This window comes from Rhizobium sp. CB3171 (assembly GCF_029714265.1).
Classification (GTDB): Bacteria; Pseudomonadota; Alphaproteobacteria; order Rhizobiales; family Rhizobiaceae; genus Rhizobium.
This window is the reverse complement of sequence record NZ_CP121652.1, coordinates 1,160,117-1,186,405: the sequence shown is the minus strand read 5'-3', so window position 1 is coordinate 1,186,405 and position 26,289 is coordinate 1,160,117. Positions and strand designations below refer to the sequence as shown.

Annotated in this window: 22 protein-coding genes and 2 tRNA genes; 9 read left to right on the top strand and 15 right to left on the bottom strand. The window is 58.9% G+C overall.

The features are described 5' to 3' along the window. Positions 1-82: 82 nt before the first annotated feature. From nagZ to QA648_RS05875, 4 genes are all read right to left on the bottom strand, one after another. Positions 83-1,096, bottom strand: a complete 1,014-nt coding sequence (nagZ, locus tag QA648_RS05890) for a beta-N-acetylhexosaminidase (protein WP_283050185.1) — start codon at positions 1,094-1,096, stop codon at positions 83-85. A 113-nt stretch (positions 1,097-1,209) separates the two neighbouring features. Beyond that, a complete protein-coding gene (locus QA648_RS05885) occupies positions 1,210-4,077 on the bottom strand; it encodes an SPOR domain-containing protein (protein ID WP_283050183.1) in 2,868 nt (955 codons plus the stop codon). A 62-nt stretch (positions 4,078-4,139) separates the two neighbouring features. After that, the gene (argS, locus tag QA648_RS05880; protein ID WP_104822923.1) at positions 4,140-5,900 is read right to left on the bottom strand and encodes an arginine--tRNA ligase; all 1,761 of its coding nucleotides are present in this window, start codon (positions 5,898-5,900) and stop codon (positions 4,140-4,142) included. 54 nt (positions 5,901-5,954) lie between these two features. Then, the gene (locus QA648_RS05875) at positions 5,955-7,172 is read right to left on the bottom strand and encodes a deoxyguanosinetriphosphate triphosphohydrolase (RefSeq protein ID WP_283050180.1); all 1,218 of its coding nucleotides are present in this window, start codon (positions 7,170-7,172) and stop codon (positions 5,955-5,957) included. 315 nt (positions 7,173-7,487) lie between these two features. Between QA648_RS05875 and erpA the strand changes: the two genes are divergently transcribed. Continuing rightward, on the top strand, positions 7,488-7,820 hold the full coding sequence (gene erpA, locus QA648_RS05870; protein ID WP_104822921.1) for an iron-sulfur cluster insertion protein ErpA: 333 nt from the start codon (positions 7,488-7,490) through the stop codon (positions 7,818-7,820). Between the two features lie 131 nt (positions 7,821-7,951). Continuing rightward, positions 7,952-8,743: an exodeoxyribonuclease III gene (xth, locus tag QA648_RS05865; RefSeq protein WP_104822920.1), complete on the top strand. Its 792-nt coding sequence runs from the start codon at positions 7,952-7,954 to the stop codon at positions 8,741-8,743. 9 nt (positions 8,744-8,752) lie between these two features. Here xth and exoR read toward each other — a convergent pair whose 3' ends face one another. The 6 genes from exoR to QA648_RS05835 all read right to left on the bottom strand — a co-directional run bounded on the left by exoR (position 8,753) and on the right by QA648_RS05835 (position 17,023). Further along, positions 8,753-9,556 (bottom strand): exopolysaccharide production regulator ExoR, encoded by an 804-nt coding sequence (gene exoR, locus QA648_RS05860; protein WP_283050177.1) that lies wholly within the window; start codon positions 9,554-9,556, stop codon positions 8,753-8,755. Between the two features lie 706 nt (positions 9,557-10,262). Next, on the bottom strand, positions 10,263-11,516 hold the full coding sequence (locus QA648_RS05855; protein ID WP_104822918.1) for an OmpP1/FadL family transporter: 1,254 nt from the start codon (positions 11,514-11,516) through the stop codon (positions 10,263-10,265). A 411-nt stretch (positions 11,517-11,927) separates the two neighbouring features. Beyond that, positions 11,928-14,771, bottom strand: a complete 2,844-nt coding sequence (locus QA648_RS05850; RefSeq protein WP_283050175.1) for a valine--tRNA ligase — start codon at positions 14,769-14,771, stop codon at positions 11,928-11,930. A gap of 121 nt (positions 14,772-14,892) precedes the next feature. Beyond that, the gene (locus tag QA648_RS05845; protein WP_283051232.1) at positions 14,893-15,822 is read right to left on the bottom strand and encodes a DUF2497 domain-containing protein; all 930 of its coding nucleotides are present in this window, start codon (positions 15,820-15,822) and stop codon (positions 14,893-14,895) included. Between the two features lie 242 nt (positions 15,823-16,064). Then, positions 16,065-16,736 (bottom strand): protein-L-isoaspartate O-methyltransferase, encoded by a 672-nt coding sequence (locus QA648_RS05840; RefSeq protein ID WP_283050174.1) that lies wholly within the window; start codon positions 16,734-16,736, stop codon positions 16,065-16,067. A 213-nt stretch (positions 16,737-16,949) separates the two neighbouring features. Continuing rightward, positions 16,950-17,023: transfer RNA gene (locus QA648_RS05835), tRNA-Cys, on the bottom strand. A 394-nt stretch (positions 17,024-17,417) separates the two neighbouring features. Here QA648_RS05835 and QA648_RS05830 point away from each other — a divergent pair. Both QA648_RS05830 and QA648_RS05825 read left to right on the top strand, forming a co-directional pair. Beyond that, positions 17,418-18,521 carry a porin gene (locus tag QA648_RS05830; RefSeq protein ID WP_104822916.1) on the top strand — a complete coding sequence of 368 codons (1,104 nt, stop codon included), beginning with the start codon at positions 17,418-17,420 and terminating at the stop codon, positions 18,519-18,521. Positions 18,522-18,965: 444 nt separating this feature from the next. Continuing rightward, positions 18,966-19,121, top strand: a complete 156-nt coding sequence (locus QA648_RS05825; RefSeq protein WP_283050171.1) for a hypothetical protein — start codon at positions 18,966-18,968, stop codon at positions 19,119-19,121. Positions 19,122-19,292: 171 nt separating this feature from the next. On the opposite strand, the gene QA648_RS05820 is transcribed toward QA648_RS05825, so the two are convergent. Further along, positions 19,293-19,475: a hypothetical protein gene (locus QA648_RS05820; RefSeq protein ID WP_283050170.1), complete on the bottom strand. Its 183-nt coding sequence runs from the start codon at positions 19,473-19,475 to the stop codon at positions 19,293-19,295. A 178-nt stretch (positions 19,476-19,653) separates the two neighbouring features. After that, on the bottom strand, positions 19,654-19,857 hold the full coding sequence (locus QA648_RS05815) for a hypothetical protein (protein ID WP_283050168.1): 204 nt from the start codon (positions 19,855-19,857) through the stop codon (positions 19,654-19,656). Positions 19,858-20,273: 416 nt separating this feature from the next. Between QA648_RS05815 and QA648_RS05810 the strand changes: the two genes are divergently transcribed. Continuing rightward, positions 20,274-20,927: a DUF4145 domain-containing protein gene (locus QA648_RS05810; RefSeq protein WP_283050166.1), complete on the top strand. Its 654-nt coding sequence runs from the start codon at positions 20,274-20,276 to the stop codon at positions 20,925-20,927. A 300-nt stretch (positions 20,928-21,227) separates the two neighbouring features. Here the strand turns inward: QA648_RS05810 and QA648_RS05805 are convergent. After that, positions 21,228-21,302, bottom strand: a tRNA-Asn gene (locus QA648_RS05805). A 117-nt stretch (positions 21,303-21,419) separates the two neighbouring features. On the opposite strand from QA648_RS05805, the gene QA648_RS05800 reads away from it, so the two are divergent. Beyond that, positions 21,420-21,734 (top strand): hypothetical protein, encoded by a 315-nt coding sequence (locus QA648_RS05800; RefSeq protein ID WP_283050164.1) that lies wholly within the window; start codon positions 21,420-21,422, stop codon positions 21,732-21,734. A gap of 10 nt (positions 21,735-21,744) precedes the next feature. On the opposite strand, the gene QA648_RS05795 is transcribed toward QA648_RS05800, so the two are convergent. Together QA648_RS05795 and QA648_RS05790 are read right to left on the bottom strand one after the other, a co-directional pair. Further along, a complete protein-coding gene (locus tag QA648_RS05795) occupies positions 21,745-22,302 on the bottom strand; it encodes a sugar O-acetyltransferase (RefSeq protein ID WP_283050162.1) in 558 nt (185 codons plus the stop codon). Between the two features lie 97 nt (positions 22,303-22,399). Continuing rightward, positions 22,400-22,525: a hypothetical protein gene (locus QA648_RS05790; RefSeq protein ID WP_283050160.1), complete on the bottom strand. Its 126-nt coding sequence runs from the start codon at positions 22,523-22,525 to the stop codon at positions 22,400-22,402. 240 nt (positions 22,526-22,765) lie between these two features. Here QA648_RS05790 and QA648_RS05785 point away from each other — a divergent pair, with 240 nt between their 5' ends. From QA648_RS05785 to QA648_RS05775, 3 genes are all read left to right on the top strand, one after another. Further along, complete coding sequence (locus tag QA648_RS05785) at positions 22,766-24,118, top strand: extracellular solute-binding protein (RefSeq protein WP_104822910.1); 1,353 nt, start codon at positions 22,766-22,768, stop codon at positions 24,116-24,118. 197 nt (positions 24,119-24,315) lie between these two features. Then, positions 24,316-25,200, top strand: a complete 885-nt coding sequence (locus QA648_RS05780) for a sugar ABC transporter permease (protein ID WP_104822909.1) — start codon at positions 24,316-24,318, stop codon at positions 25,198-25,200. Between the two features lie 7 nt (positions 25,201-25,207). Further along, positions 25,208-26,122 (top strand): ABC transporter permease subunit, encoded by a 915-nt coding sequence (locus tag QA648_RS05775; RefSeq protein ID WP_283050157.1) that lies wholly within the window; start codon positions 25,208-25,210, stop codon positions 26,120-26,122. The last annotated feature ends 167 nt before the right edge of the window (positions 26,123-26,289 follow it).

Sequence of the window (26,289 nt, the reverse complement as noted above, 5' to 3'; positions counted from 1 at the left end):
TTTAAGGAATTATGCAGCATTTCAAAGCGCTACAGCGTCCTTAGCGCGTCTTAAAAGACGCGCGGCGCTGTAGAGTTCGGTCTTACGCCACCGCAAATATCGCGTCGAATTCAGCGCGGATCGAAGCCTCGTCGGTACCGTCGTTGCGGCCGAAGGCTGCCTCGACCGCTTTCGCACGCACCAGAGAAGCTCCGGCCAGCACCGGAACATTACACACCACCTGCTGCATCTCATCCATGACGCCATTGCAGTGCAGCACGATATCGCATCCCCCCGCAACAATATTCGCCGCCCGCTCGCCGATTGTGCCGGCTAGAGCGTTCATCGAGGTATCGTCGGAAAGCAGCAGCCCCTGGAAGCCAATATGGCCGCGAATGATCTCGTCGATGACCTTGCGCGACGTCGTCGCCGGATTGGTGGGGTCGATGTCGGTAAAGACGACGTGGCAGGTCATTGCCATCAACTCGTCCTTGAGCGCCACGAAGGGCGGAAAATCATGCGCCTCCAGCTCCGCACGCGGAACCGTGACGACCGGCAATTCATGATGCGAATCGGCAAAGCCGCGGCCATGCCCGGGCATGTGCTTCATCACCGGCAGCACGCCGCCAGCCTTCAGACCTTCGGCGGCCGCGCGCCCCATCTCCGTCACCGTCGCGGGATCGCCGCCATAGGCGCGGTTGCCGATAACATTGCTCGAACCTTCGACGGGCACGTCGAGCACCGGCAGGCAATCGACGTTGATGCCGAACTTCAGGAGATGGAAGGCATGCAGCCGCGACATCAGCCAGGCGGCGCGGAGGCCCTGTTCGCGATCTTTGCGATAGATATCGCCCAGTGCTTGGCCGGACGGATAATGCGGCAGAATCGGCGGACGGATGCGCTGCACCCTGCCCCCCTCCTGATCGATCAATACCGGTGCATCACGGCCGACGCTATCGCGTAACGAAGCGACGAGATCGGCTATCTGCGCGGGCTCGGAAATGTTGCGTCCAAACAGGATAAAACCCCATGGCTGTTCCGACTGATAGAAGGAACGCTCTTCGGGCGTGATGGAATGGCCGCTACAGCCGAGGATCATGGATTTTGATTCGGTCATATTCGAATCATAAAGGCCACCTCGCGAAATGCGAATAACCTCAAACCGAGATACACAAAAGAAAACGGCGAGCCTCGGCCCGCCGTTTCAACAATCGTTGGGGCCTAGATCTCTTATTTAGAGATCAGGCAGGTGCCGCCTGCGGCGCGGTAACGCTGGCAGATGTCGGCAGCCTCATCCTTGGAGCCGGCGACGACGCGGACGCGATAGTAGGTGCCCTTGCCAGCGATATCGGCCTTGCGAATTTCGAGCGGGTGACCACCGATGACGCTGGCGAACTTGACCTTCAGATTGGCCTGCGACTTCTGCGCTTCCGCCTCGGAAGGCAGCGAAGCGATCTGTACGCCGTAAGCACCGCTTGCACTTGCCGACGCGGCCGGAGCAGCCTGGGCCGCAGCCGGGCTCGCCGACGCGACCTGCTGCGGTTTCGGCTGAGCGGGAGTCGGAGCCGGGTGAGAGGCAGCGGCGTTATTCGTGGCAGCGACGGCGGGGGCGGCCTTGGCCGGCTGCTGCGCCGGACGCGAGGTCGGAACCGGAGTCGTTTTCACGACACGGATCGGCGTGCTTTCGGCGCTGGCTGAGTCGCCATCGTCGGCCTGGTCAGCAGCCGGTTGCGAGGCCTGCGTCTCTGCCGTCGACGGGCGAAGATCGGCGGAGGCGACTTGGTTGCCGACCGGCGGTTTTGCAGCCGGCGTCTTCGGTGTCGAAGCCGGAGAGGCGGCCGTCGTGGTGTTGTCGACAGCCGGCTCCTCGCGGGCAACCAGCGAGCCATCTGGCTTGACGATCATCGTGCGCACCTTGCGCGGCGATACCGACGGAACCTGCGAATCATCGTTGGCGGCCGTATTGGCATTGTTGCCGTTCTGGTTCGGCAACAGCCGCGGATCCTCAGTTTCGCCGACCGGAGTCGGAGTGACCTGATCGTCGCTGCCGTCGTCAGGCGATACAGATTCGGGGATCAGCGTCTTCTGGACGACATCCACCGGCTGCTCATTGGAGGAAACCAGTTCCTTCTGCTTCGGCGCCGCGGTGCTGTCGCCGGCTACGCGGTCGTAGACTGCCTTGTCCTGGTTGGGAACAACCGTACCGCCCGGATTTTCCGGAGCGACCTTGACCGGATCGGCATCGGCCGTGATCACGCGCGGCTCTCCGGAGAAGGTCGAAATCGGCGAACCGTGACGAACCCAGCCGTAGATACCATAGGCGCCAAGACCCAGAACTGCGATGACGGCAGCGGCGGTCGCCATGCCACGGAACGAGCGTGCCGGACGACGGCTGGCCACAGCGGCCGGGTTCAGCGTCATGCGGGCGACGTTCTCGACCGGATTGGACGCTTCACGGTAGCTGCGGCGGAAATCCTCTTCCAACGCCCGTTCGAACTCGTCGAATTCCTCTGCAGGCTGTTTGGCCACAGCAGCAGGCTTTGCTGCCGCATTCTTGGACCAGGATGCGGCCATCGCGGCGCCGCCGAGGGCGGCTGCGGCAGCCGGCTTGATCGGCTCGGGGGCCGCTTCCTTGGCGGGCGTACCGAACAGGCTCGCCATCTCCGAGTCGATGTCGAAATCATATTCCGGCGGTACCACGATCGGCTCTTCCGGCTCGACCGGCGGCAGGTTTGGAACATGCGAGCCTTCGAAGTTCTCGACACGATCTTCAGTATCGGAGATTTCGGACGGATCGAATGGCAGAGCCTGATCGGCATCAAGAGCAGGCGCAGCCTTGCGGGCTATCGGTGCTGTGGCAACAGCGACGGGTTCAGTCGGACGCTGGGGAGCCGGCTCCTGACGCGGAGGCTGCATGACGCTGGGCGCAGGAGCTGCGGCTGTCATCGCTGCCGCAGTGACGACGGGAGCAGTCGGAGGCGGCGCTACCGGGGTTGCCCGAGAGACAATAGGAGCCGGATGCTGCGCAACCACCGGAGCGGGCGCAGGCTGCGGGATCGGTGCGGACTTGTTCGTTTCGGCGAAATCGAGCTCGGCAAGCTCCATCTCGATATCTGCGAGATCGAACTCGAAGTCCTGGCCGGCGAAGGGATCTTCGGCTTCCAGAGCGATCGGCTTCGGCTCTTCGCGCTGCGGAGGCACAGCAACGGGCGCAGTCACAGCAGCGACGGGGGCATCAACAGGTGCTGCCGGTGCCTTGGGCTCCAAGCCGAAAATATCGAAGCTCGGCTCGACCTTCGCCGTCGGCGCGGCACCCCTGGAGGGAACCGGATAGCGGTCAACATCGGCCAGCAGATCATCGATTTCGGCGGAAAGAGCCGCAGCGTCCATCTGGACGGGCTCCGGCACCCTGGCGACCGGCGCATCCGGTTGAGCCACGGCGGGCCGGGGCTGAGGCGTGTCCTGCATCATCGGCAGATCGAAATCGAGCGCCGTTTCGATAGGCGGCTGCGCCTGAACAACCGGCGGCGCGACCGGAGCTTGAGCCACGGGCTTTGCTTGCGTCGGAGCCGCAACGGTGAAATTGGCAAGCGGCAGCCGCACCGTGGCGGCGGCGGATTGCGGCAGTGGCGCAGGCTTCGGAGCCGAAGCTACCGCCTGCGGTGCCGGAACGGGCTGCGGAGCAGGAGCTGGCTGCAAGGCCGGCGCGATCGACATTTCCAGTTCGTCGATCAGATCGCGTGCGCCGACGGTTGGCTTGGCCGGAGCCACGGGCTGCGGCAACTCGGCAAACTGAGGTTCGCTGCGCACGGGCTCGACCGGATGCGAGAGCTGGGCCTCGCCGGCAAAAGGCTGATCTTCCGGCGAGACCGGAATGTCATCAGCAGGACTCAAACGAGGCGCATCATAACGCTCGAACTCCCGCAAAAGCTCATCTTCGAGATCGAAGGCCGGCTCTTGCCGCTGGGCTGCGGGCGCCGCCTGGGCGGCAGGCCGCGGCTCGAAACCGACGATGCGGGCGAGTTCGGCAAGCGGATCATCATCCGCAAAGAACTCGTCGTTTCCGCTTGCGCGATACGCCAACTGTTTTTCTGCCATCACCCAATCCACTCGCAAACGCTACAGATAAATGCCAGCGCAATGTGGGTAAATGGTGACGTTTATCGCATTTCATCCGGCGCTGCGGTCCCGGTTATACCAAGACCTGACTTCAAAACCGACGCGACAGCGTGCACCAGCCCAAGTCTGGCAATGCTTAATTCTCGGTTCTTATCGTTAACAAATCGTAATTCAGGTAAATCTTTACCTTTATTCCAATGTCCATGGAAGGAACTTGCCAGATCGTAAAGATAAAAAGCGATGCGGTGAGGCTCCTGCGACTGGGCTGCAGCCTCAATGATTCGCGGGAATTCCGCAATCTTTGCGATGAGCTGTAATTCGGTCGGATCGGAGATCGCGCCGCTGACCGCTTTTGCCAGATCGAGCGAGGCAATATCGAGATCGGGGAAGGCTTCCTTGGCCTGCCGGAAAACCGACATGCAGCGCGCATGCGCGTATTGCACGTAGAAGACAGGATTGTCCTTGGACTGCTCGGTCACCTTGGCGAAGTCGAAGTCCAGAGGTTCGGAATTCTTCCGGTACAGCATCATGAAGCGTACAGAATCGCGGCCGACTTCTTCGACCACGTCGCGCAGCGTGACGAAGTCGCCAGAGCGCTTCGACATCTTCACCGGCTCGCCATTACGGAACAACTTGACGAGCTGGCACAGCAGCACCGTCAGTTTCGCCTGACCGTCCGAAACACCACGCGCCACGGCTTCCAGCCGCTTGACGTAGCCGCCATGGTCGGCGCCGAGAATATAGATCATCTCGTTGAAGCCGCGGTCGAACTTGTTCTTGAAGTAGGCGACGTCGGCGGCGAAATAGGTATAGGAGCCATCCGACTTGATCAGCGGACGGTCGATGTCGTCACCCACTTCCGTCGAACGGAACAGGGTCTGCTCACGATCTTCCCAATCTTCCGGCAACTGTCCCTTCGGCGGCGGCAGCGCGCCCTTGTAGACGTATCCCTTGAAGGTCAGGTCGTTGATCGCGGTACGGATCAGGGCGGCACCATTGGCATGCAGCGTCCGCTCGGAGAAGAAGACGTCATGATGGACGTTCAACGCTTCCAGATCGGCACGGATCATCGCCATCATCGCGTCGATGGCGCGTTCCTTGATAATCGGCAGCCATTGATCTTCCGGCATGCCACGCAGCTTGGTGCCGAATTCCTTCGCCAGTGCCTCACCGACCGGAACGAGATAGTCGCCGGGATAGAGACCGGCCGGGATGTCGCCGACCTGCTCGCCAAGCGCCTCGCGGTAACGGAGGAAGACCGACCGCGCCAGCACATCGATCTGCGAGCCGGCGTCGTTGATGTAATATTCCTTGGTAACGTCATAGCCGGCAAAACCGAGCAGATTCGCCAGTGCATCGCCGACGACGGCGCCGCGGCAATGGCCGACATGCATCGGCCCCGTCGGATTGGCGGAGACATATTCGACGTTGACTTTCTGGCCTGCACCAAGGGTCGAGCGTCCGAATTTTTGGCCTTCGGAGATCATCGTCGCCAGCAGGCGCTGCCAATAGCCAACCGAAAGGCGAATATTGATGAAGCCGGGGCCAGCCACCGAAACCTCGGCAACATCGGCATCTTCCTTCAGCTTGCCGATGATGATCTCAGCGAGCGCGCGGGGATTGGTGCCGAGCGGCTTCGACAGCACCATGGCCGCATTGGTGGCGACATCGCCGTGGCTGGGATCTCGCGGCGGCTCCACGCCGATGCGTCCAAAGTCGAGTTCGGATCGCTTTTCCTTCACAATATCAATTTGTTCAAGAGCGTTCTTAATTCTGACTTCGAAATCGGTGAAAAGGTTCATCATAGTGTCCACGCATAGCTTGGGCGGGCCCTGTCGGCCCGACGCCGCCGCTGCCTATCGCAAATCGGGAGTCTGGTCAAACAAACGCCTGTGGGCGCTGATGGCGTAGGTATCGGTCATCCCCGCCAGATAGTCGCCAACATGGCGAGCCTTGGCGGCAACGGCGAGACCGGCGATATGGTCGACCCAATAATGGCTCTGCATCTCCTGGGGATTGTCCATATAGGCGCGGAACAGATCAGTGACGATCTGCGCGGCGCCGGCGCGGATGCGCATGATATCCGGATGGCGGTAGATGCGTTTGAAGAGCATCTGCTTGATCTGCTTGTCCGTCTCGGCCATTTCCGGAGAGAAGGTGGCGATGATGCGGCCAGCAGCGCGGATATCGGCAACGTTGCTCGGCCTGATCTCGCCCAGCGCTTTTTGCGCAACGGAGATCACATCCTCCACCATGCGGGTGATCTGCCGGCGCATGATCTCATGCGTGAAGCGACTCGGCTCCAGATGCGGATAAAGCGCCCTCACCTCGGCCATCAGCGCCGAAAGAAATGGAATCTCCTCCAGCATCTCGAAATTCAGATAGCCGGAGCGCAGGCCGTCATCGATGTCATGGGTATTGTAAGCGATGTCGTCGGCGATCGCCGCCACCTGCGCCTCAAGGCTCGCAAAGGTCGCAATCTCCAGATCGTGGATTTCGCAATAGTCGAGGATCGGCTGCGGCACCGGGCCGCGCGTGCCCTGCCCATCTGATGTCAGCAGCGGACCGTTGTGCTTGACCAGCCCCTCCAACGTTTCCCAGGTGAGATTCAAACCATCGAATTCGGCATAACGCCGCTCGAGCTTCGTCACGATGCGCAGCGATTGCGCGTTGTGATCGAAGCCGCCATAGGGCAGCAGCACCTCATGCAGCGCGTCTTCACCGGTGTGGCCGAAGGGGGTGTGGCCGAAATCGTGGACGAGCGCTACGCCTTCTGCAAGATCCTCGTCGAGCTTCAGAGCGCGCGCCAAGGCGCGGGCGATCTGCGCCACCTCGATCGTGTGCGTCAGGCGCGTACGATAGTGATCGCCATCCTGCGCGATAAAAACCTGCGTCTTGTGCTTCAGCCGTCGGAAAGCGGTGGTATGCACGATGCGATCGCGGTCGCGTTGGAAATCGGAGCGCGTCGGGCTCGATCCCTCTTCATAAAGCCGTCCACGCGATTCCCGGGGATCGGTCGCATAGATAGCCCGCTCACCATAACCGAAACCCAATGCATGCCTGTCGATCGTCATTATCCATCCATTCCGGCGTTAGAGCGCCCGCGCTTTCGATTGAACGCGTGAAAGTCGCCCCGTTCCTTCCAATCCAGAACATCTTCTCCGCATTTTGATGATGCCATTCAAACGCGGGATGCTCTGGCCCATTGACGCCGCTTCACGGCCTTCATACCTATATCAAAGGAAAACAGCAAAATGGCACATGGCTCAACCACGAAACCATAGCTGTCAACGGCCGCACTTTCATGATAAAGGCTATGGATATCAGCCGTTTGAAAGGCGGACGGCTCATTGGTTCTCTCCGGATCTTGACCCCGGCAGGAGGAAGGCATGACTGAGACGAGTGTAACCCTATCGGACGCAGCGGCAAAGCGAATCGCCGCCATCGTCAGCGCCGAAACCGGCAAGCGAGCGCTTCGCGTCGCCGTCGAAGGCGGCGGCTGCTCCGGCTTCTCCTACAAATTCGATCTTGCCGACGGACCGCAAGAAGATGATATCGTTGTCGAAAAGGGCAACGCTACGGTACTGATCGACCAATTGTCGCTTGTCTACATGGCCGGCTCCGAGATCGATTTCGTCGATAACCTGCTCGGTCAGTCCTTTCAGATCAAGAATCCGAATGCGGTCGCAAGCTGCGGCTGCGGCACGAGTTTTTCGATCTGACTCTCCTGATTTTTTCCACAGATTGATTGCCGGTCGGAAGCTGTTGCTTATGGCCGGTTTTCATTTGGACGGGTGGCCAAGGTCGTTTGCTGCGGATAAAAGAAAAACCGAAGCAGAGGAGCCGTCCCTTCATGAAGATCGCCACCTGGAACATCAACGGCGTCAAGGCGCGTATCGAGAACCTGTGCCAGTGGCTGAAGGACTCCGATCCCGATATCGTTTGCCTGCAGGAGATCAAGACGGTCGACGAAGGCTTTCCGCGCTTCGAGATCGAGGCGCTCGGCTATCATGCCGAGACGCATGGGCAGAAGGGTTTCAACGGCGTCGCGATCCTGTCCAAGATGAAGCCCGACGAAGTGACGCGCGGCCTGCCTGGCGATGACGCCGATGAGCAGTCCCGCTTCATCGAAGCGGTGTTCTCTGTGCCGGGGCATGGCGCGCTTCGTGTCTGCTGCCTGTACCTACCGAACGGCAATCCCATCGATACGGAAAAATATCCCTATAAGCTCGCCTGGATGGAACGCCTGCGGAAATTCGCCGTCGGTCGGCTGGAGCTTGAGGAGCCGATCATCCTCGCCGGCGACTACAACGTTATCCCGGAACCGCATGATTGTTTCGATCCGAAAGTCTGGGAAAACGATGCGCTGTTCCTGCCGCAGACCCGCCAGGCTTTCCGCCAGCTCGAGCATCTTGGCTTCACCGATGCGGTGCGCGCCACGACGGATGCGACCAAGCTTTATTCCTTCTGGGATTACCAGGCGGGCGCCTGGCCGAAGAACAACGGCATTCGCATCGATCACCTGATGCTTTCGCCGGAAGCGGCCGATCGCCTGACGTCGGCTGCAATCGAAAAGCACGTGCGTGCCTGGGAAAAGCCGTCGGACCACGTTCCCGTCATTGCGCATTTCGATTTTCAAGGCTGAGATCGGGGATTATTCGGCGCCGGCGACATCCAGTTGATGCGCCATGGAAACAGCAACGCGACGGTCGTCTTCGCTGGCTATCGAGAAGGCCTGCTCCTGCAGGTCTTGCATCCATGGACAATCCTTCGGCTTGCACTTTTCGAGCGCCGCCGTCATGAAGGCGAGGCCGCGCACTGACTGGCCTTCCTGGAAGAGAATATTGCCAAAGACGGACATTGCGCCGGGATGGCCGCTCTTACGGGCCTGGTTCAGCCACTTCTTGGCCTGCTGCACATTGGCCGAGCCGCCCTCACCTGCCAGCATCATCTGCGCGAGCTGAAACTGCGCCTCGGGAACGCCGAAGGTCGATGCGACCTGGAAATAGAGCTGGCGCGCCTGATTGAGGTCGACCTTGACCGGGCTGTTTGCAATGCCGGTCTTGTAGTAATTGGCGAGCGCAAGCAGTGCGTTGATGAAGAAGCCGGTATCTTCGGAGCCGGGCTCTACACCCTGCTGGGCGATCTCGCTATAGATCTTGAAGGCTTCGAAATCGTCCTGGGTAACGCCATCGCCGTCGGCATACATATTGGCCAGCGCCCAACGCGAGCCAGTGTGCCCCTTCTCGGCGGCGTAACGATAGGCTTCGACCGCCTCTTCCTTCTGGCCGTTCTTGTAGGCCCGGAAGCCGAATTTGAAGAGATCGAAAGGCCCCGATTCCTTCGTGACACCCGCATTGATATCAAATGCCAGGGCCTGGCCTGCGAGTGCCACCGAAGTGGCAAGCGACAGGCCGAGCATTATCATTCTCGCTGATATGAACTCGGACTTAAACATAACAGTCGATTTCTTTCGCTCCATTCGCATCCGCTACGGTGATCCCATCTGCACCGTAAGGCCTGCGAATGTATTCCCTACCGGCGCGCAAACCAGCGAGATCCCCTTTTGAGGAGGTCTGCAGGACACCAGCCCAACGCCGTTCGCCACATTTCCGAGCGTAGTCTGAAATTATGTCCAAACGAGCATCCACGCTGACGCGGTCACATGTCGCCCTTGAAACAGCCCGCCGCTTCGCTGTCCAAAGAGAGAGATTTACGATCGAACGGGTGTATGATTCCTTCGGGAAATAATGCGTTTCCGGCTGCGTCGTGAACGTCACCGTTCCGATCCCGAATTGCTCTTTTTTCCGAAGTGTAAACTGACCCATCAACCGTTTACGCACTTTCTACTAAGGCCTTCCCCTGTGCCCATATAATCGCTGCTCCCCATTTGTGGCGGGAAATGGACAAATTGGGCGCCGGATACACGCCCGTAATCTGTTGAAATAAAGTGTTGCTGATTCGTCACAAAGAGTTTGTCGATCTTGAGGTTTCGTTAACCACGAAACGCTAGGCGAGACGGTTTTGCCGGTCGGATCTGAAAACGGCTTGGCGCCAAACTTGGAATTAAAACGCCGCGAGACCAAAAAGGGCTCGCGGCGCGGGAATCGCTTGAAGCGGCGAGGACGAGACCTCGAAAGCTGCTTCAGTTCAATGATTTATGCTTAGAATCTAACCTTCATCGACGTCGACAATGCCGCGACGAGATCATTGCCGTAGCTGTAGGTCGCGTCATTGCCGTAGGTGATGCCGTTGGAGGTGATGGTGCCGGATTTGCCGCTGGTCAGCAGGCCCAGCGCGCCGGCGAAGGTGAACTCGACATGTTCGGTCGGCTTGTAGGAAAGACCAGCACCGAGCGTCCAAGTATCCGAGCTCAAGCCATAACCCTGGCTTGTGCCGCGATCCCAGCTCAAGCTGAGCGCGCCGCTCCATTGGTCATTGAACTTATGACCAATGCCGCCGGTGACCGTCCAGCCATCCTGGTAAAGCAGATCGAGCGAGGTGAGCTCGGTCGCGCCGCCCGTATGGCAGGATATGCCACGCGTGGAGGTCGGGCAAAGCGCGATGCTCTGCAGAACGCTCCAGTTGGTCCACTTGACCGAACCGAAGGCCAGCCAGTCCGGCGCGATGCCGCTCTGCACCTTCCATTCCAAGGAGTCCGGTGCATCGGCCGAACCGAAGACGGACGTGGCTTTGCCGAAGAACGCGCGGACCGGCGGCAGTTCCGTCAGATCGACGGTGCCCTTGAGGTTATCGTATTTGACCCGGCTGTTGTAAACGAGGCTGGTACGGAGGGCATATTCGGGGATCTCATAGGCAAGACCGGCGCGCCAGCCCCAGCCATGACCGTCGACATCCAGCGAGCCGACACCGTCATAGACGGCGGAAAACGGAGCGGGAACGACGGAGACCAGACGGGACTTGTAGCCGCTGACTTCCTGATAGAAACCGCCGCCGATCAGGCGTAGCTGACCCGGACCCGCATCGAACTTGTAAGAGCAGGTCGCCGCATAATTGTGCGTACGCACCTTGGTCTCGATTTCATTGTTGGCGCCGGCCCAGTTCAGACCCGGATTGGTGTGTGCGCCGAACGGCTCGGAGTAATCGGCCATGCAGTCGATGTCATCGGTAATGCCGATCTTGAAGCCGATATAAGGCACCGCAAAATTCTCGCCGGCATCGACCGAATGCGGACGGCCATTGAGGTTGCCATCGGTCGGATCGATGTCCTTTGCATTCTTCAGCTTACGGTCGGGCATCACATAGGTCACGCCGGACTCGAAAACGTAACGTCCCTTATCGAAAAGTAAGTCAATATCGTAGCCGGCGCGATCAAGCCCGCCCGCAAAAGCGGCGCTGGCGAATGACGAGCCGATAATGAATGCAAATGCGCCCCTCAGCGCAATACGAAATGCCATTGTGTCTCCCCCGATTTCGTATTCATTAATCCGATTGTTGCGACGATCACCCGAATTGGCAATGCGGCGCCGGCAATCCACAATGTTGTGAGATATTGATTGACTTACGTAAGAAAGTGATCTGCACGCCCAATCATAGCCAAGTTTAGGCATTTTTTGCTTCTCTAATCTCTATAATGGGCCCCGGTTAGATTTTCATTCCACACTGCAACAATTCTGTTACAATCTGACAACAGTCCGGCTTTTCAATAAACCCTACCAATTTAGGGGTAACCTTTCTTGCCTGTGCGAAGCTGGAGTGTCTTGAAAAGCGACACATTTTTCTGACGCTTGCCATCGAATCAGCCGCGCAAAGAAAAAGGGCACGCTGCCTTCGCTGCGTACCCTTACATTCAGATTGTTACAGCTTCTTCAGCCGGCTTCGCTGACCCGGTCAAGCGCAACCTTGAGGCTCGAAAGTTGGCCTTCGAGTTCGCCCAAGCGCTCGCGCTCGGCGGCGACGACATCCGGGTTAGCATTGGCGACGAACTTCTCGTTCGAGAGCTTGCCGACGATGCGGGCCATTTCCTGTTCGTTTTTGGCGATCCCCTTTTCGAGACGCGCCTTTTCGGCAGCGAGGTCGATGAGGTTACCGAGCGGCAGGCAGGCTGTCGCTTCGCCGACGATGATCTGCGCCGCACCCTTCGGCGCGGTGTCGGAGAGCGAAATCTTCTCGACACGCGCCAGCCGCTTGATCGCCGCGTCATGGCGGAACAGGCGTTCGCGCGTCAGGCTGTTGGCGCCGACGAGCACCAGCGGCGCGGTGGCGGCCGGCGGCACGTTCATTTCCGAGCGTACGGAGCGCAAACCTGAGACGAGATCGATCAACCAGTTGATCTCATCGGCAGCGACATCGTCGGCATAGGAGGGCGCCGGCCAGTCCGCATGGCAGATCAGGCCATGGCGTTCCCTGCCCTCGCCTGCCGTATGCGCCCACAGCTCTTCGGTCATGAAGGGCATGAAGGGATGCAGCAGCTTATAGGTCTCTTCCAGAACGTAGGCGGCGCAGGATTGCGCCTCCGCCTTGGCGTTCTCGTCGTCACCGCTGAACACGGGCTTCAAGAGTTCGAGATACCAGTCGCAGAACTGGTTCCAGATGAAGCGATAGAGCGAGCCGGCGGCATCATTGAAACGATAGGCCTCCAACGCTTCGGTAACATCACGCTCAGTGCGGGCAAGCTCCGTCAGGATCCAGCGGTTGACGGTGAGTTCGGCTGCTTCCGGGACAAAATGCGGATCACTCTTCGCGCCGTTCATCTCGGCAAAGCGCGTAGCGTTCCAAAGCTTGGTGCCGAAATTACGGTAGCCGGCGATGCGGGCCGGATCGAGCTTCACGTCGCGACCCTGCGCCGCCATGATCGCCAGCGTAAAGCGCAGGGAATCGGCACCGTACTGGTCGATCAGTTCGAGCGGATCGATGACGTTGCCCTTGGACTTCGACATCTTCTGCCCGTTCTTGTCGCGCACCAGGGCGTGAACATAGACCGTGTGGAAAGGCTCGACGGGCTCGCCGTTTTCGTCCTGCATGAAATGCAGGCCCATCATCATCATGCGGGCAACCCAGAAGAAGATGATGTCGAAGCCGGTAACGAGCACATTGGTTGGATAGTAGCGCTCCAACTCCGGCGTCTGATCCGGCCACCCAAGCGTCGAGAACGGCCAGAGCGCCGAGGAGAACCAGGTATCGAGCACGTCTTCGTCGCGCGTCAGGATTTCGCCCGGCCTGAAGTTTTCCAGCAAGTCCTCGACATAGGCCTTCATGGGCCCTTCATGCGAAAGATAATGCTGGATGGCGGCCTGCAGCGCCTCTTCTTCCGTCTTCTCGACGAAGACCTGACCGTCCGGACCATACCATGCCGGGATCTGGTGGCCCCACCAGAGCTGTCGGGAAATACACCAGGGCTGAATGTTCTCCATCCAGTCGTAATAGGTCTTGTCCCAGCTCTTCGGGACGAGCTTGGTGCGGCCTTCGCGAACGGAGGCGATTGCCGGTTCGGCAAGCGTCTTGGCATCGACATACCATTGTTCAGTCAAGCGCGGTTCGATCGGTACACCACCACGGTCACCATGCGGGATGGTATGCTTGTGCGGCTCGATCTTATCGAGCAGACCAGCCTCTTCGAAGATGCGGACGATGATCTTGCGGGCTTCGAAACGATCCTTACCCTCAAGCTCATCCCAGGCGCCATGCAACGCCGCCGGATTGTCGACACCTTCGAGGAAATCCTCGTTATCCTTGATGGTGATATGGGCATCGGCTGTCAGGATATTGACGACGCGCAGGCCGCGACGCCGGCCGACGTCGAAGTCGTTAAAATCATGCGCCGGCGTCATCTTGACGGCGCCGGTACCCGCGGTCGGATCCGGATATTCGTCGGCAACGATCGGAATGCGCCGGCCGACGATCGGCAGGATAACATGCTTGCCGACGATCGCCTTGTAGCGTTCGTCACTCGGATGAACGGCGACGCCGGTATCGCCGAGCATGGTCTCCGGGCGGGTGGTGGCGACAACGAGATAGTCGCGCGTTTCCCATTCCGTCGGCTTGCCACTTTCATCGAAAGCGATCGGATGCTGATAGGTGACGCCTTCTTCGAGCGGATAGCGCAGATGCCAGAGATGGCCATTGACCTCATGCTGCTCGACTTCGATATCCGAAATCGCCGTCAGCATTTTTGGATCCCAGTTGACCAGCCGCTTGTCGCGATAGATCAGGCCTTCCTTGTAGAGCGTGACGAAGACTTCGAGAACAGCCTTGGACAAGCCCTCGTCCATGGTGAAGCGTTCGCGCGACCAATCGCAGGAAGCGCCCAGGCGCTTCAACTGGTTGAAGATCAGGCCGCCCGATTCCGCCTTCCATTCCCAGACTTTTTCGATGAAGGCGTCACGACCCATGTCGCGGCGGCCGGGCTGCTGCCTCTCCATCAACTGGCGTTCGACAACCATCTGCGTGGCAATGCCGGCATGGTCCATGCCCGGCTGCCAGAGCACATCCTTGCCGCGCATGCGCTCGAACCGCACCATGATGTCCTGCAGCGTGTTGTTCAGCGCATGGCCCATATGCAGCGAACCGGTGACGTTCGGCGGCGGGATGACGATGGTGAAGCTTTCCGCGCCGGGCTTGGCGTTCGCACCAGCGCGAAAGGCGTCGGCCTCATCCCATTTCTGGGCGATCTTCGGTTCGACGGCGGCGGAATCATAGGTCTTGTCGAGCATTGGGGGACCGGATCTGGAGGGTTCGGTGATGCGGGTTGTAAATAGGATGGTCGCGGGCAAGTCAATAAAAAAGCCGCCCCGGAAGCCGGAGCGGCGGATCGTCTACCCGGGGCTCAGGCTGTCAGCGACGCGGGCCGCGAGCCACTCGTTCGATTTCCTCGCGCACGAGACGCTCGACCAGAGTCGGCAGATTATCGTCCAGCCATTCCTGCAGCATCGGCCGCAGCATCTCCTGGGCGATTTCGTCAAGCGACCGGCGCTCGCTGCCATCAATGGCAGCCGCGAGCTCGCCGAAGGAACGGGCAACCTGCGCACCGGCCGCTTCCGACATCAACGAGGATGTAAGCTCAGCCTGCACTTGCGGCAGGTAGCGATCCGCGGCTGTCGTAGATGGCGGCTGATTGAAAACCGGCATCTCAACTGAAGCGGCCGCAGTAGGAGCAATGGCAGCAGCCTTGCGCTCTTCGATCGACTCAGGCTGTGGTTCGATCTTGGCTGGTGCAACCACAGCTTCGGCGAGAAGGGCAGCGGCGGGCGGGGCCACGACCGGCGAGGTTACTGCCGGTGCAGGCGCTTCGGCGATCGCGCGACGCAAGGGCACATCGGCGACCGGATCGACACGCGGCTCGGCAAGACGCGCGGCCATGGCCGGCGGCAATTCGCGCGGTTGCGGCGTTTCGCGCGCCGAATTCAGTTGTGCGGCATTGCGCTCGGAAGCGGCACGAACGCGCGCGGCGACATCGGCGAGCGACATGGTACGGGCGGGCGCTTCCGGCTCGCGCATCGGAATCTGCGAATTGGCGGCGACAAAACGCGGCTCGGGGACAGCGGCTGCGGCCGACGGCACGTCATCCATTTCGGCAGCAGCAAATTGATCATCGACCGTCAGGTGGATATCGTCATCCTGCTCATCATCGGCAAGGGTATAAACAGCAGGCAGAGACGGCGAAATGGATTTGCCGGCGCCGGGCTCGTTGTTCTCGATGATCCGGCGGATCGACGCCAGAATCTCTTCCATGGACGGTTCACGCACTACACTTGGCTGAGCCATATTCATCCCCGTTTTCCCAGACAACGACCGGATTCCCGCCAAAGCAGCGCCCGAATCAGCGCCAGCGTAGAATACTACCCTTGGGAAAAAAATCACCGCGATAGCACTAAGCCACCTGATGCACAGTTTTGTTACGGTGGCTGCGAATCACCTGATATTGTGGACTTCTCTCTCCAAATGCCCAACGAAAAACGGGCGCCCGAAGCGCCCGTCTCAAAAGGATGGTTCAACCGCTTAAGCGGTCAGAATACGAATGCCTTGGCCTTGGCAAAGCCCGGCAGCGGTTTGACCGAAGCGTTGAAGAAGACGTTTTCGGAAAGGGCGCCACGCTCGCGTATGAAGACGGTGGCGCGCGCGGCGTGGCCATAGCCGAGGACGACGATCAACCGGCCACCTTCGCCAAGCTGGTCAAGAAGCACCTGCGGCACTTCTTCGACCGAACCATCGACGAAAATCACGTCATAGGGACCGCTGCCGGCATGGCCTTTTTCCAACTCGCCGGTGATGACGGTCACGTTTGCCTGACCGAGCGCGGCGAGATTGGCCTTGGCTTCTGCCGCCAGCGCCTCATCGGATTCGAGCGCGACAACGCTGCCTGCAAGGATCGACAGGAGTGCCGAGACGTAACCCGTGCCGCAGCCGACATCGATAACCTTGTCTTCCTTGGTGATTTCACCGAGCTGCAGCAGCTTTGCCAGCGGCGAGGCTTCCATCAGGAAACGCGCCGGCTTGCCGGAAGCTGCGGGGCTGACCTCAATGTCATTGTCGATATAGGCCAGGAGCTTCGACTTCTCCGGCACGAAATTCTCGCGCGGTACCGTCAAAAACGCGTTCAACACGGAATGGGAGGTGACATCCGTCGTGCGGATCTGGTTCTCGACCATTTTCACGCGTGCTGCTTCGAAATCCATCATATCCTCTCGCGCCCAAAGGCAAAGCCGGGGTTGCTGTATGCTCAGCGTGTCTTAATCGCGTGCGGCTACGCTTTCAAGGCATCGCAGCGTCGGGCGCAGAGATTCATGGCGATGCGTCGCGGCGCGACAACAGGCGTTCCCTTTTCGGCGGCATCCGAAGACTCGGCGCCATCGGCACCGGTTGCCATGCATCAAGCTCAATAAGAGGGAGTTTGGAGGCCTCGCCCGGAATCGAACCGGGATTCAAGGATTTGCAGTCCTCTGCGTAACCACTCCGCCACGAGGCCATCCGATTTGTAAAGGCGAGTGATGGCGGGCGTTTAGAACGAATCTTATTGGAGCGCAAGACCTATCGCGGCTGATGATCAAATAACTTGATTTCCACTCTATAAACTCCGGCAAGGCGTGGCAAAGCTTAACGATTTATTAAGCGCCACCTAAGCCTCGAACGCCGCCATTTGGCGGATTGCGTCATTTTTGCAACAAGATTCTTTTTCGAGTAGCGTGCGAATAGTTCGTCAGTCTTAGTATCTTGTCAAATCATTGAGACGGGTCCAGGAAATAGTTCGCGAAGCTTATTACTTCGCACCTACTGATAGGGAACATGAACGGGATGGGGTTGGGCACGTCGTCTTTTCGGCGCGATATCTCATGCCCAATCAGGAAAAGATTGGAGTTATTATGAACATCAAGAGCCTTCTTCTCGGCTCCGCTGCCGCGCTTGCAGCAGCATCCGGCGCTCACGCGGCCGACGCCATTGTCGCCGCCGAGCCGGAGCCCCTCGAATACGTACGTATCTGCGACGCATACGGTGCAGGCTACTTCTTCATTCCGGGCACCGAAACCTGCCTCAAGGTTGGCGGCAAGGTTCGTACGGAAGGTGAGTGGTACAACGCATACAACCGCGACAGCCACCAGGGCACGCTCTGGCACACCCGCGCCGAGCTGAACGTCGATACCGCGACCGACACCGAATACGGTCCATTGAAGACAGAAACCATCGTTCGCTGGGACTGGAACGACGGCAACTCCACCAGCACCAACCTGCTGTGGTCCTACATCAGCCTCGGTGGCTTCACCGTCGGTAAGAAGGACTCGGCCTACAACCTCTACATCGGTTACGCCGGCGACGTCATCAACGACGACGTGATCTATGACGGTCCGTACGAACTCAACCAGTTGACCTACAACTACGACGCCGGCAACGGCTTCACGGCGGTCATCTCGCTCGAAGATTCCAACTCCAGCGGCTCCGGCGCTTCTTACGGCGCAAGCTGGTGGACGGATGACAAGGCCGATCACTACGCGCCGGACGTCGTGGCCGGCGCTGGTTACAAGGCCGGTGCATGGTCCTTCAAGGTTGTCGGCGGTTATGACTCGATCGTCGAAGAAGGTGCTGTCAAGGCCCGCGTCGATGCGGACTTCGGTGCATTTTCGGCTTTCTTGATGGGCGGCTGGAACACCGACGGCGACAAGCTCAACAAGTATGCCGGTACCAACCAGGATATCTCCGCTTGCACGGCGCCGAACGGCACTGTGAACGAATCCAAATGCGGTTGGGGTGATTGGGCTGTTTGGGGTGGCGTTGGCGTTCCGATCAACGACAAGCTGAAGTGGAACGTGCAGCTTGCCTACACTGACTCGAAAATCTTCGAAGCGACCTCGAACCTCAAGTTCAATCCGGTCAAGGATCTGCTGATCGAGCCGGAAGTGACTTACGTTCACTATGATTATGCCAAGGACGATACCGTCTCCGGCATCCTCCGCTTCGAGCGCAACTTCTGACCTGATCTGAATTGACCTCCGATCAGAGAAGAGAGGGGCCTAGCTTTCCCTGCTAGGCCCCTTTTCTATGCCGATCGCCTCCCGAGCATATAGCCTCGGCCGCACCTGATCCCCCACCGGGACAGCGGAAGACGCTACTTTCGGCAGGCGGCATTCTTATTGCCACCACTATACCACACGTTGCAATTGACACTCAGGTAACTTAAAGGGGAACTTTGCGGCCATCGCAGCGTTAAGTCCTGAAGGGACGTTGGTCCAAACAAGGAGTCGATGCTTTGAGACACTTCGCTTCGATAGCCCTGGCAGCCTCACTTACCATGGGAACAGTGCTGGCCGCCGCGGTTCCGGCAACGGCAATGCCGTTGACAAGCTCGCCCTCGCCTAGCCTTTCCAGCGTCATTCTGGTTCAGGAGCGCGGATCCCGACGAAACCAAGATTGGTACGATGGGCGATATTGGCGTGATCGCCACTACCATCACCGCTACTGGCGCGATAGCCGCTGGGATCGTCGCCGTTACTATGATGATGATGACTGGCGATATCGCCGCTACCATCACCGGCACCACGGAGGCATCTACTTCGAATTCCGGTAATCCATAGCGACAAGTGCCGAATTCGTTACGCGTCAAAGCGGCGGATGCGATTGCCGCAAAGAGCGGATGCTTGTGCCCATATCCCAAAAACATTCCGGCCGTTGCCGACGATATATGCGGCAACGGCCGGGCCTATTTTTCTGGCGCTAACGGCCGGCAGTTCGAAGCAGCGACAGGATCAACGGCAGACGCGTTCCTTGCGGACAACCCAGTGGCCATGAACATGGTGCCGTACGGTCTTCACAACGCAATGATGGTGATGATGATCGTCGACATGCACGATCGTGGCCGCCTCAGACTGCGTGCTGATGCCGACGAAGGAAGCCAGGGCAACGACGGAAGCAAGAATCAGGTTTTTCATTTCGAACCTCTAAAGCATTTGGGGGAATATGCTGCGCGATAGGCGCACGACGTTTTTGCGCCCGTTCAGATTAACGCTACATGAATGTATCCTCACATTTTCGAGAGCAGCCGAACCTGCGGGAAGAGTGCGTGAGAACGCCACGCTGGGCGCGAAGAGAAAGCCGCGACAGCCCGTTTCAGCCCAGGCTATCACCAGCCACGCGCCGCATGATTTCTTCTGATCGATGATCCTGTTCCGTCGCCTGCTTCATGGCTTCGCTACGCTGGTGATCAAGCGGTTTGGCGACAGATTGGGCGGTCGAACCCGAGAGGCCGCGCTCCGTCAAAACAGAAAGGCCGAGCGATGCCTCGCGCCGGCCTTTCATGCTCCAGTTCGACACTGCCGGTACCTCCGCGGTCAGCGATCGAAATGGTCCATGAACTAGAATATGGCGCGGCTGCAAAATTCTGCAATAGGTAAATCGGAGTAGGACAACCGTCCGACCGCTCGGCCAATACGCCTAGATCGAAAGCGATCCAGCTAAACCAGGCCGGACCTCGCTCCGCTCGCTCGTGGCATATTCGCGTGCAGGCGCCGCAAAGCAGCGCCGCGATTTTTATTCGCCAATGTGTAGCAGGCGAATGGCCGCCTCCGTTACCTCGGATGTCCGGCATATCTGTGAAGCCAACGCTTTGCCCGATAGCTCCGCTCGCCAACGTCAACGTGCGGGATAACACCGCTTGGTGATCCCAGCCGAATAATAGACAACCTCTGCGCCTTATGGCACATCTAGCACCACAAGCTCAGGAGGAAAAAATGAAGTGTCCGCATTGCGGTGTAGAGTTTCACGATCAGTGGACTGTCGCGCAAATCAACTGGGGAAGATTTTATACACATCGCCGCGTTCAAGCGACACGGTGCCCCTCAGAAGAATGCGGCAAATACATAGTTAGCTTCGGTATTATCGATTCTGACGACGGATCCGAAGAATGGCGAATAATTGACCCCACGACTGCGACCAGGGGACCTGTTCCGAAAGAGGTGCCGGGTACAATCGCCAATGACTACATCGAAGCGTGCAACGTCCTCCCAATCAGCCCCAAGGCATCAGCCGCACTTTCGCGCCGCTGCCTGCAAGCCATGTTGCGCGCCCATGGTTACATGGCAAAGGATCTAGCGAAAGAAATAGATCTTTTGTTGAATGAAACAGACACTACCAAGGCGATTCCCTCATCCTTGCGCACGATGATTGACGCGATTCGGAATTTCGGAAACTTCTCCGCACATCCCATCACAGACGTTACGACGCTCCAGATCATCGATGTTGAGCCCGAAGAGGCGGAATGGTGCCTCGAGGTTTTGGAGGAGTGCTTCGAGCACTTCTATGTGCGACCTGCACAGGCAGCAGCCCGAAAGGCTGTGCTGGACGCCAAATTAGCTCAAGCAGGTAAGCCAGCGTCGAAAGGGTGAACGAGCCTGATCAATTGCAGAGACACACGGGACTCCAGAATACATAAGAATACCACCTGCTAGAGCAGCAGATTCCTGACGGTTATATGCCGCGATGGCTTGCGCCTGTCGAACCTAAGAACTTCATGAGTTCGCGCTTGCCGACAGCAGCCCGGGCTTGGCGTCGGTATCCGCAGGTTCCTGCGCTGGTCGTGGTGACGTACTTCAATACACTTAGGGCCCCTTCAAGTACCTTGCTTAGTACCTGAAGGAGCCCCAAAATCTGGAAATGCAGGCGTTTCCGCGCATCTCGTAATAAACTGGCTCCCCGGGCCGGATTCGAACCGGCGACCTGTCGATTAACAGTCGAATGCTCTACCGCTGAGCTACCAGGGAATACCGCTTGGCGCGGTGTGAGCGGGGTAATACAAATGCTTTCCCGATTTGCCAAGCGGTTTTTTCAAAAAAATCCATTTCCCTTGTATTATTTCGTCGCCTTACCATTTCCTGTGGATGACCGATCAAGCCAGAACTAAAGAAAAGACCGATCGCAACGGCAACGGAAAGGCGCGGCGTTTCGGAATAGATCATACCACACATGAGCTCGTCCTTGGCTCAATTCGTATTCCGCTTCCGCAATCGAGGCTTGCTCGTCTTGGCATCGGCCTTGCGTTGATCCTCGGCGGTCTTCTCGGCTTCCTACCCATCCTTGGCTTCTGGATGCTGCCGCTTGGCTTCATCCTGTTGTCACATGATCTGCCGCTCGTACGGCGCTGGCGACGACGCCTTGCCGTGTGGTGGACAAAACGGCGGCGCCCGACGGAGTGATGTCCGTCGCCTATTTGGCGAGCAAAGCCCTGGCGGGATTGCCTATCGCGGTCGTACCCGCCACGACATCCTTGGTAACGACCGCGCCTGCTCCGACGATCGCTCCATCGCCGATGGTTACCCCGCCGAGGATGATGGCGCCGCCGCCGATCCAGACATCCCGGCCGATCTCAACCGGCCGCGTGATTTCCAGCCCCGCGCGCCGCTGCACCGGATCCTTGTGGTGCTCGGCGCAATATATGTGAACACCCGGCCCCAGCATACTGCCGCCGCCGATGCGCACCGGGGCATTATCGAGAATGGTGCATCCGGCATTGAAATAGACGCGCGGGCCGAGCGAGATGTTCATGCCATAGGAGCAATGAAACGGCGCTTCGATGAATACGCCCTCGCCCACATCGGCAAACAGCATGGACAGCGCGGGACCAATACCGCCGCGCTCACCCGGCGGCATCGTGTTATGCTGATGCACAGCCTCCCGGGCAAGTGCGCGCAGGGCATCAAGTTCCGGATCGAGGCAGCGATACCATTCTCCCGCCGCCATCTTCTGTCGCTCGCTTCTGCCCATTGATCCGCTCCCCCGACGCCTCCGTCACCATATCGGGGTGATCATGCACACGATCCGGGCGGGCGGCGAGGAGAGCTCACGGCTCAGTCTGCGCCCCTCAATACCCTGCAATCAGCAGCGTCAAAGGGCCGAGCGCCATCAGGGTGAGCGCCGCCATGATCAGAAGCAGCTCCCTCATTATATATCGTTCCATTCTGATGAGGCGCGGGGATCTGCGACCCATGCGCGACTCCTCTCCATATCAAAATATTAGATGCACCTTATGCGATACATAAGACGCCGTCTTCCCCTCCTAAAGGATTAATCCGCGATAGCCCTTTAAAAGCGTTCGCAAAGGCGCAAAACTGCCGGCGGACGAGAGGTTTCCGCCCACAACAAACTGTCACACAGCTTGTCTATAACGCCGCTGCCGCGAACTTGCGCAAGGCCCACCGGTTCCGCGCTTTCAAAAGGAAATAGGGATATGTCCAAATTTTATAACTGCATTTCGGCGGCTGCCGCCGGCGTCATGAGCTTAGCGCTGGCCCTGCCGGCTGCTGCTGCTCCGATCAAGTTCGATTTCTGGTTCGGCCTGTCCGGCGACCTGGAGCGTGTTGTTCAGACCCTGTGCACGAACTTCAACAATTCGCAGACCGATTATCAGGTCGTCTGCACCGGCCAGGGCAACTACGACGCCGCTCTGCAAAACACCATTGCCGCCTTCCGTGCTGGCAAGCAGCCGGCCATCGTGCAGGTTTATGACGTCGGCACCGCAACCATGATGCTTTCCGGCGCCTATTATCCGGTCGGCAAGCTGATGTCGGAAAACGGCTACAAGGTTAAGTGGGACGACTATTTCCCCGGCATCGCTCGCTACTACGCCACCTCGAAGGGCGAGCTGCTTTCCTTCCCGTTCAACTCTTCGACCGCCCTGCTCTACTGGAACAAGGACGCCTTCGCAAAGATCGGCAAGACCGCCGCTCCGAAGACCTGGGAAGAAGCCGCCGACGACATGAAGGCGCTGAAGGGCGCTGGCTATGATTGCCCGATGGCCATCAACATCTCCGGCAACGAGAGCTGGCAGTTGATGGAACAGTTCTCGGCCATCCACAACGAGCCGGTCGCTACCCAGAACAACGGCTATGACGGCCTCGACGCCCGCCTGACCGTCAACAAGACAAAGTTCGTCAAGTACGTCACCGACCTCAAGAGCTGGTACGACGCCGGCCTCATCAAGATCAAGTCGAAGGATCTCGGCCAGGATATGGTCCAGGCCTTTGCAGCGGGCGATTGCCAGATGATCATGACCTCGGTCGGCGACCATGGCACGGTCGGCAAGACGCAGAAGGCCGGCATGAACTGGGATGTTGCCGAGCTTCCGGTTTACGCCGGTACTGAGCGCAAGAATTCGCTCGTCGGCGGCGCTTCGCTCTGGGTTCTCTCCGGCAAGTCGTCTGACGAATACAAGGGCGCTGCAGCGTTCCTCGACTTCATCGGCAAGCCCGAAACCGCTCTGTTCTGGTCCACCAACACCGGCTACATCCCGGTCAAGAAGTCTGGCTTCGACTTCATGAAGTCCTCCGGCTTCTACGACAAGGCTCCCTATAAGGGCCGCGAAGTCGCCATCGCCAGCTTGACCGCTTCCGAGCCGACCCCGATCACCCGCGGCGTCCGCCTCGGCAACTTCACGCAGATCCGTGCTGAATTCGGCAACCAGATGCAGGCCATCTTCGCCAACAAGGTCAGCGTCCAGGAAGGCATCGACAATCTCGTCAAGAACGGCAATGCTGTTCTCGATCGCTTCGAAGCCACCTACAAGGGCAAGCAACTGCCGTAAGCAGTTCGCCCGTGAATAGACGACGTCCGCCGGGCTTTCCCGGCGGACGTTCGTTATGACCGCGAATGGCATTAGAATATCCCGCTTTCAGTTGGAATCATCTGAAACGGACGAGGTATTCTCGATTCAAACGGTAGAGCGTCCTGTGTGCGTTCAGACGACCGCACGGCGCTCGGGGGTTCAAGCCGGAAGAAGCAATGGAAAAGCGTACGACTTTCAGCAAGTGGAGCGTCGGCATCCTGTTCGCAGTGCCGCAACTCCTCCTCATCTTCACCTTCTTCTATTGGCCCGCTGGCCAGGCGATCTTCTGGTCGCTGACGCTGCAGCAGCCCTGGGGCGGCGGCAATATCTGGGTCGGGCTCGACAACTTCAAATCCATTCTTGCCAATGCCGATTACTGGAATTCGGTGACGATCAGCATCATCTTCGCGGCGATCAGCACCAGCATTTCCATGGGGGTCGCGCTGATACTGGCCGCTCTCACGGATCGGCAGCTCAAAGGTTCGAAATTCTACCGCGTCGTACTTATCTGGCCCTATGGCATCGCGGCTCCCGCTTCGGCGATGGCCTTTCGCTTCATCTTGGCGCCCGAAGCCGGCTTCATGTCCGTTGTCAACCATTATTGGCCGGGCTTTTGGGACCCGGGCCTCGACGGCACTGCCGCCATGGCCTCTATCATTGCCGCCTTCTCGTGGAAATATACCGGCTACAGCTTCATCTTCTTCCTTGCCGCCTTCCAGGCCATTCCGCGCTCATTGATCGAGGCAGCGGCAATGGACGGCTCGGGCGTGATCCGGCGCTTCTGGGACATTCAGTTCCCCATGATCACGCCGACGATCTTCTTCCTGCTGGTGATCAACATCACCGAAAGTTTCCAGGACTCCTACGGCATCGTCGACATCATGACATCCGGCGGCCCGCACAATTCCACGAACCTCATGGTCTACAAAATCGTCTTCGACGGCTTCAGAGGTCTCGACTATTCCGGCGCGGCGGCGCAGAGCATCATCCTGATGCTGCTGATCATCGTGCTCACCATCTTCCAATTCCGCTTCATCGAGCGGCGCGTGCATTACCGTTGAGGCTGACATGGTCGAGCGCACCCCAATTCTCAATTTCTTCACCCATGTGATCCTGTTCATCGGCTTCATAGTGGCTGTGGGACCGCTGGCTATCGTAGCGATTGCCGCATCTCACAACCTTTCCGAGGTTAACCAGGTGCCGATGTCGTTGGTCCCCGGCACCGATTTCTGGATCAATATCAAGACGGCGTGGACCACAGCCAATCTCGGCCCCAAGCTGCTGAACAGCCTGATCTTCGCGGGCGGCGTCGCGGCGGGCAAGGTGATCGTTTCGGCGCTGACAGCTTTTTCGCTTGTCTATTTCCGGTATCCTGGTCGCGGCTTCATCTTCTGGTTGATTTTCGTCACGCTGATGCTGCCGCTCGAAGTGCGTATCGTACCGACGTATGCGGTCGCCGCCAACGTATTGTCGCCCTACCAGGCGATCCTCGACGTTACCGGCATCACGTGGCTCATCGAAAGGATTTCTGGCATTCAGGTCTCGCTGGATCTGGGGCTGCTCAATTCCTACCCCGGCTTGATCCTGCCGCTGGTCGCGACGGCGACCGGTACTTTCCTCTACCGTCAGTTCTTCCTGACGATACCTGACGAGCTGACCGAGGCCGCGCGCATGGACGGCGCCGGATCGCTACGCTTCTTCATCGACATCCTGCTGCCACTGTCGCGCACCAACATGGCCGCGCTCGGCACCATCATGTTCCTCTGGGCCTGGAACCAATACCTGTGGCCGCTGCTCGTCACCACAGATCCGTCGCATGCGACCGCGGTGACGGAACTCAAGCAGCTCATCCCGAACGTAGGCGGTCTTCCCGAGTGGCACATCGCCATGGCCGGCACGCTGATCGTCATGGTGCCGCCTCTCGCCGTCGTCGTGCTGATGCAGCGCTGGGTCGTTCGCGGAGTGATCGCCACCGAGAAGTGATTGGATTTCCTGCCGCGTTTCCTCGGGGAATGCGGCAGGCTTTCGAGGCCGGATCATTGCGGCGATAGTGGCGCATGACAGAACCGAACGTCGTCGCGATATTGCGACGTCGATGGAATGTGCTCCCGCCGATCAGGACAGAGCCAGCTTCGGGCCACAGCAACTGC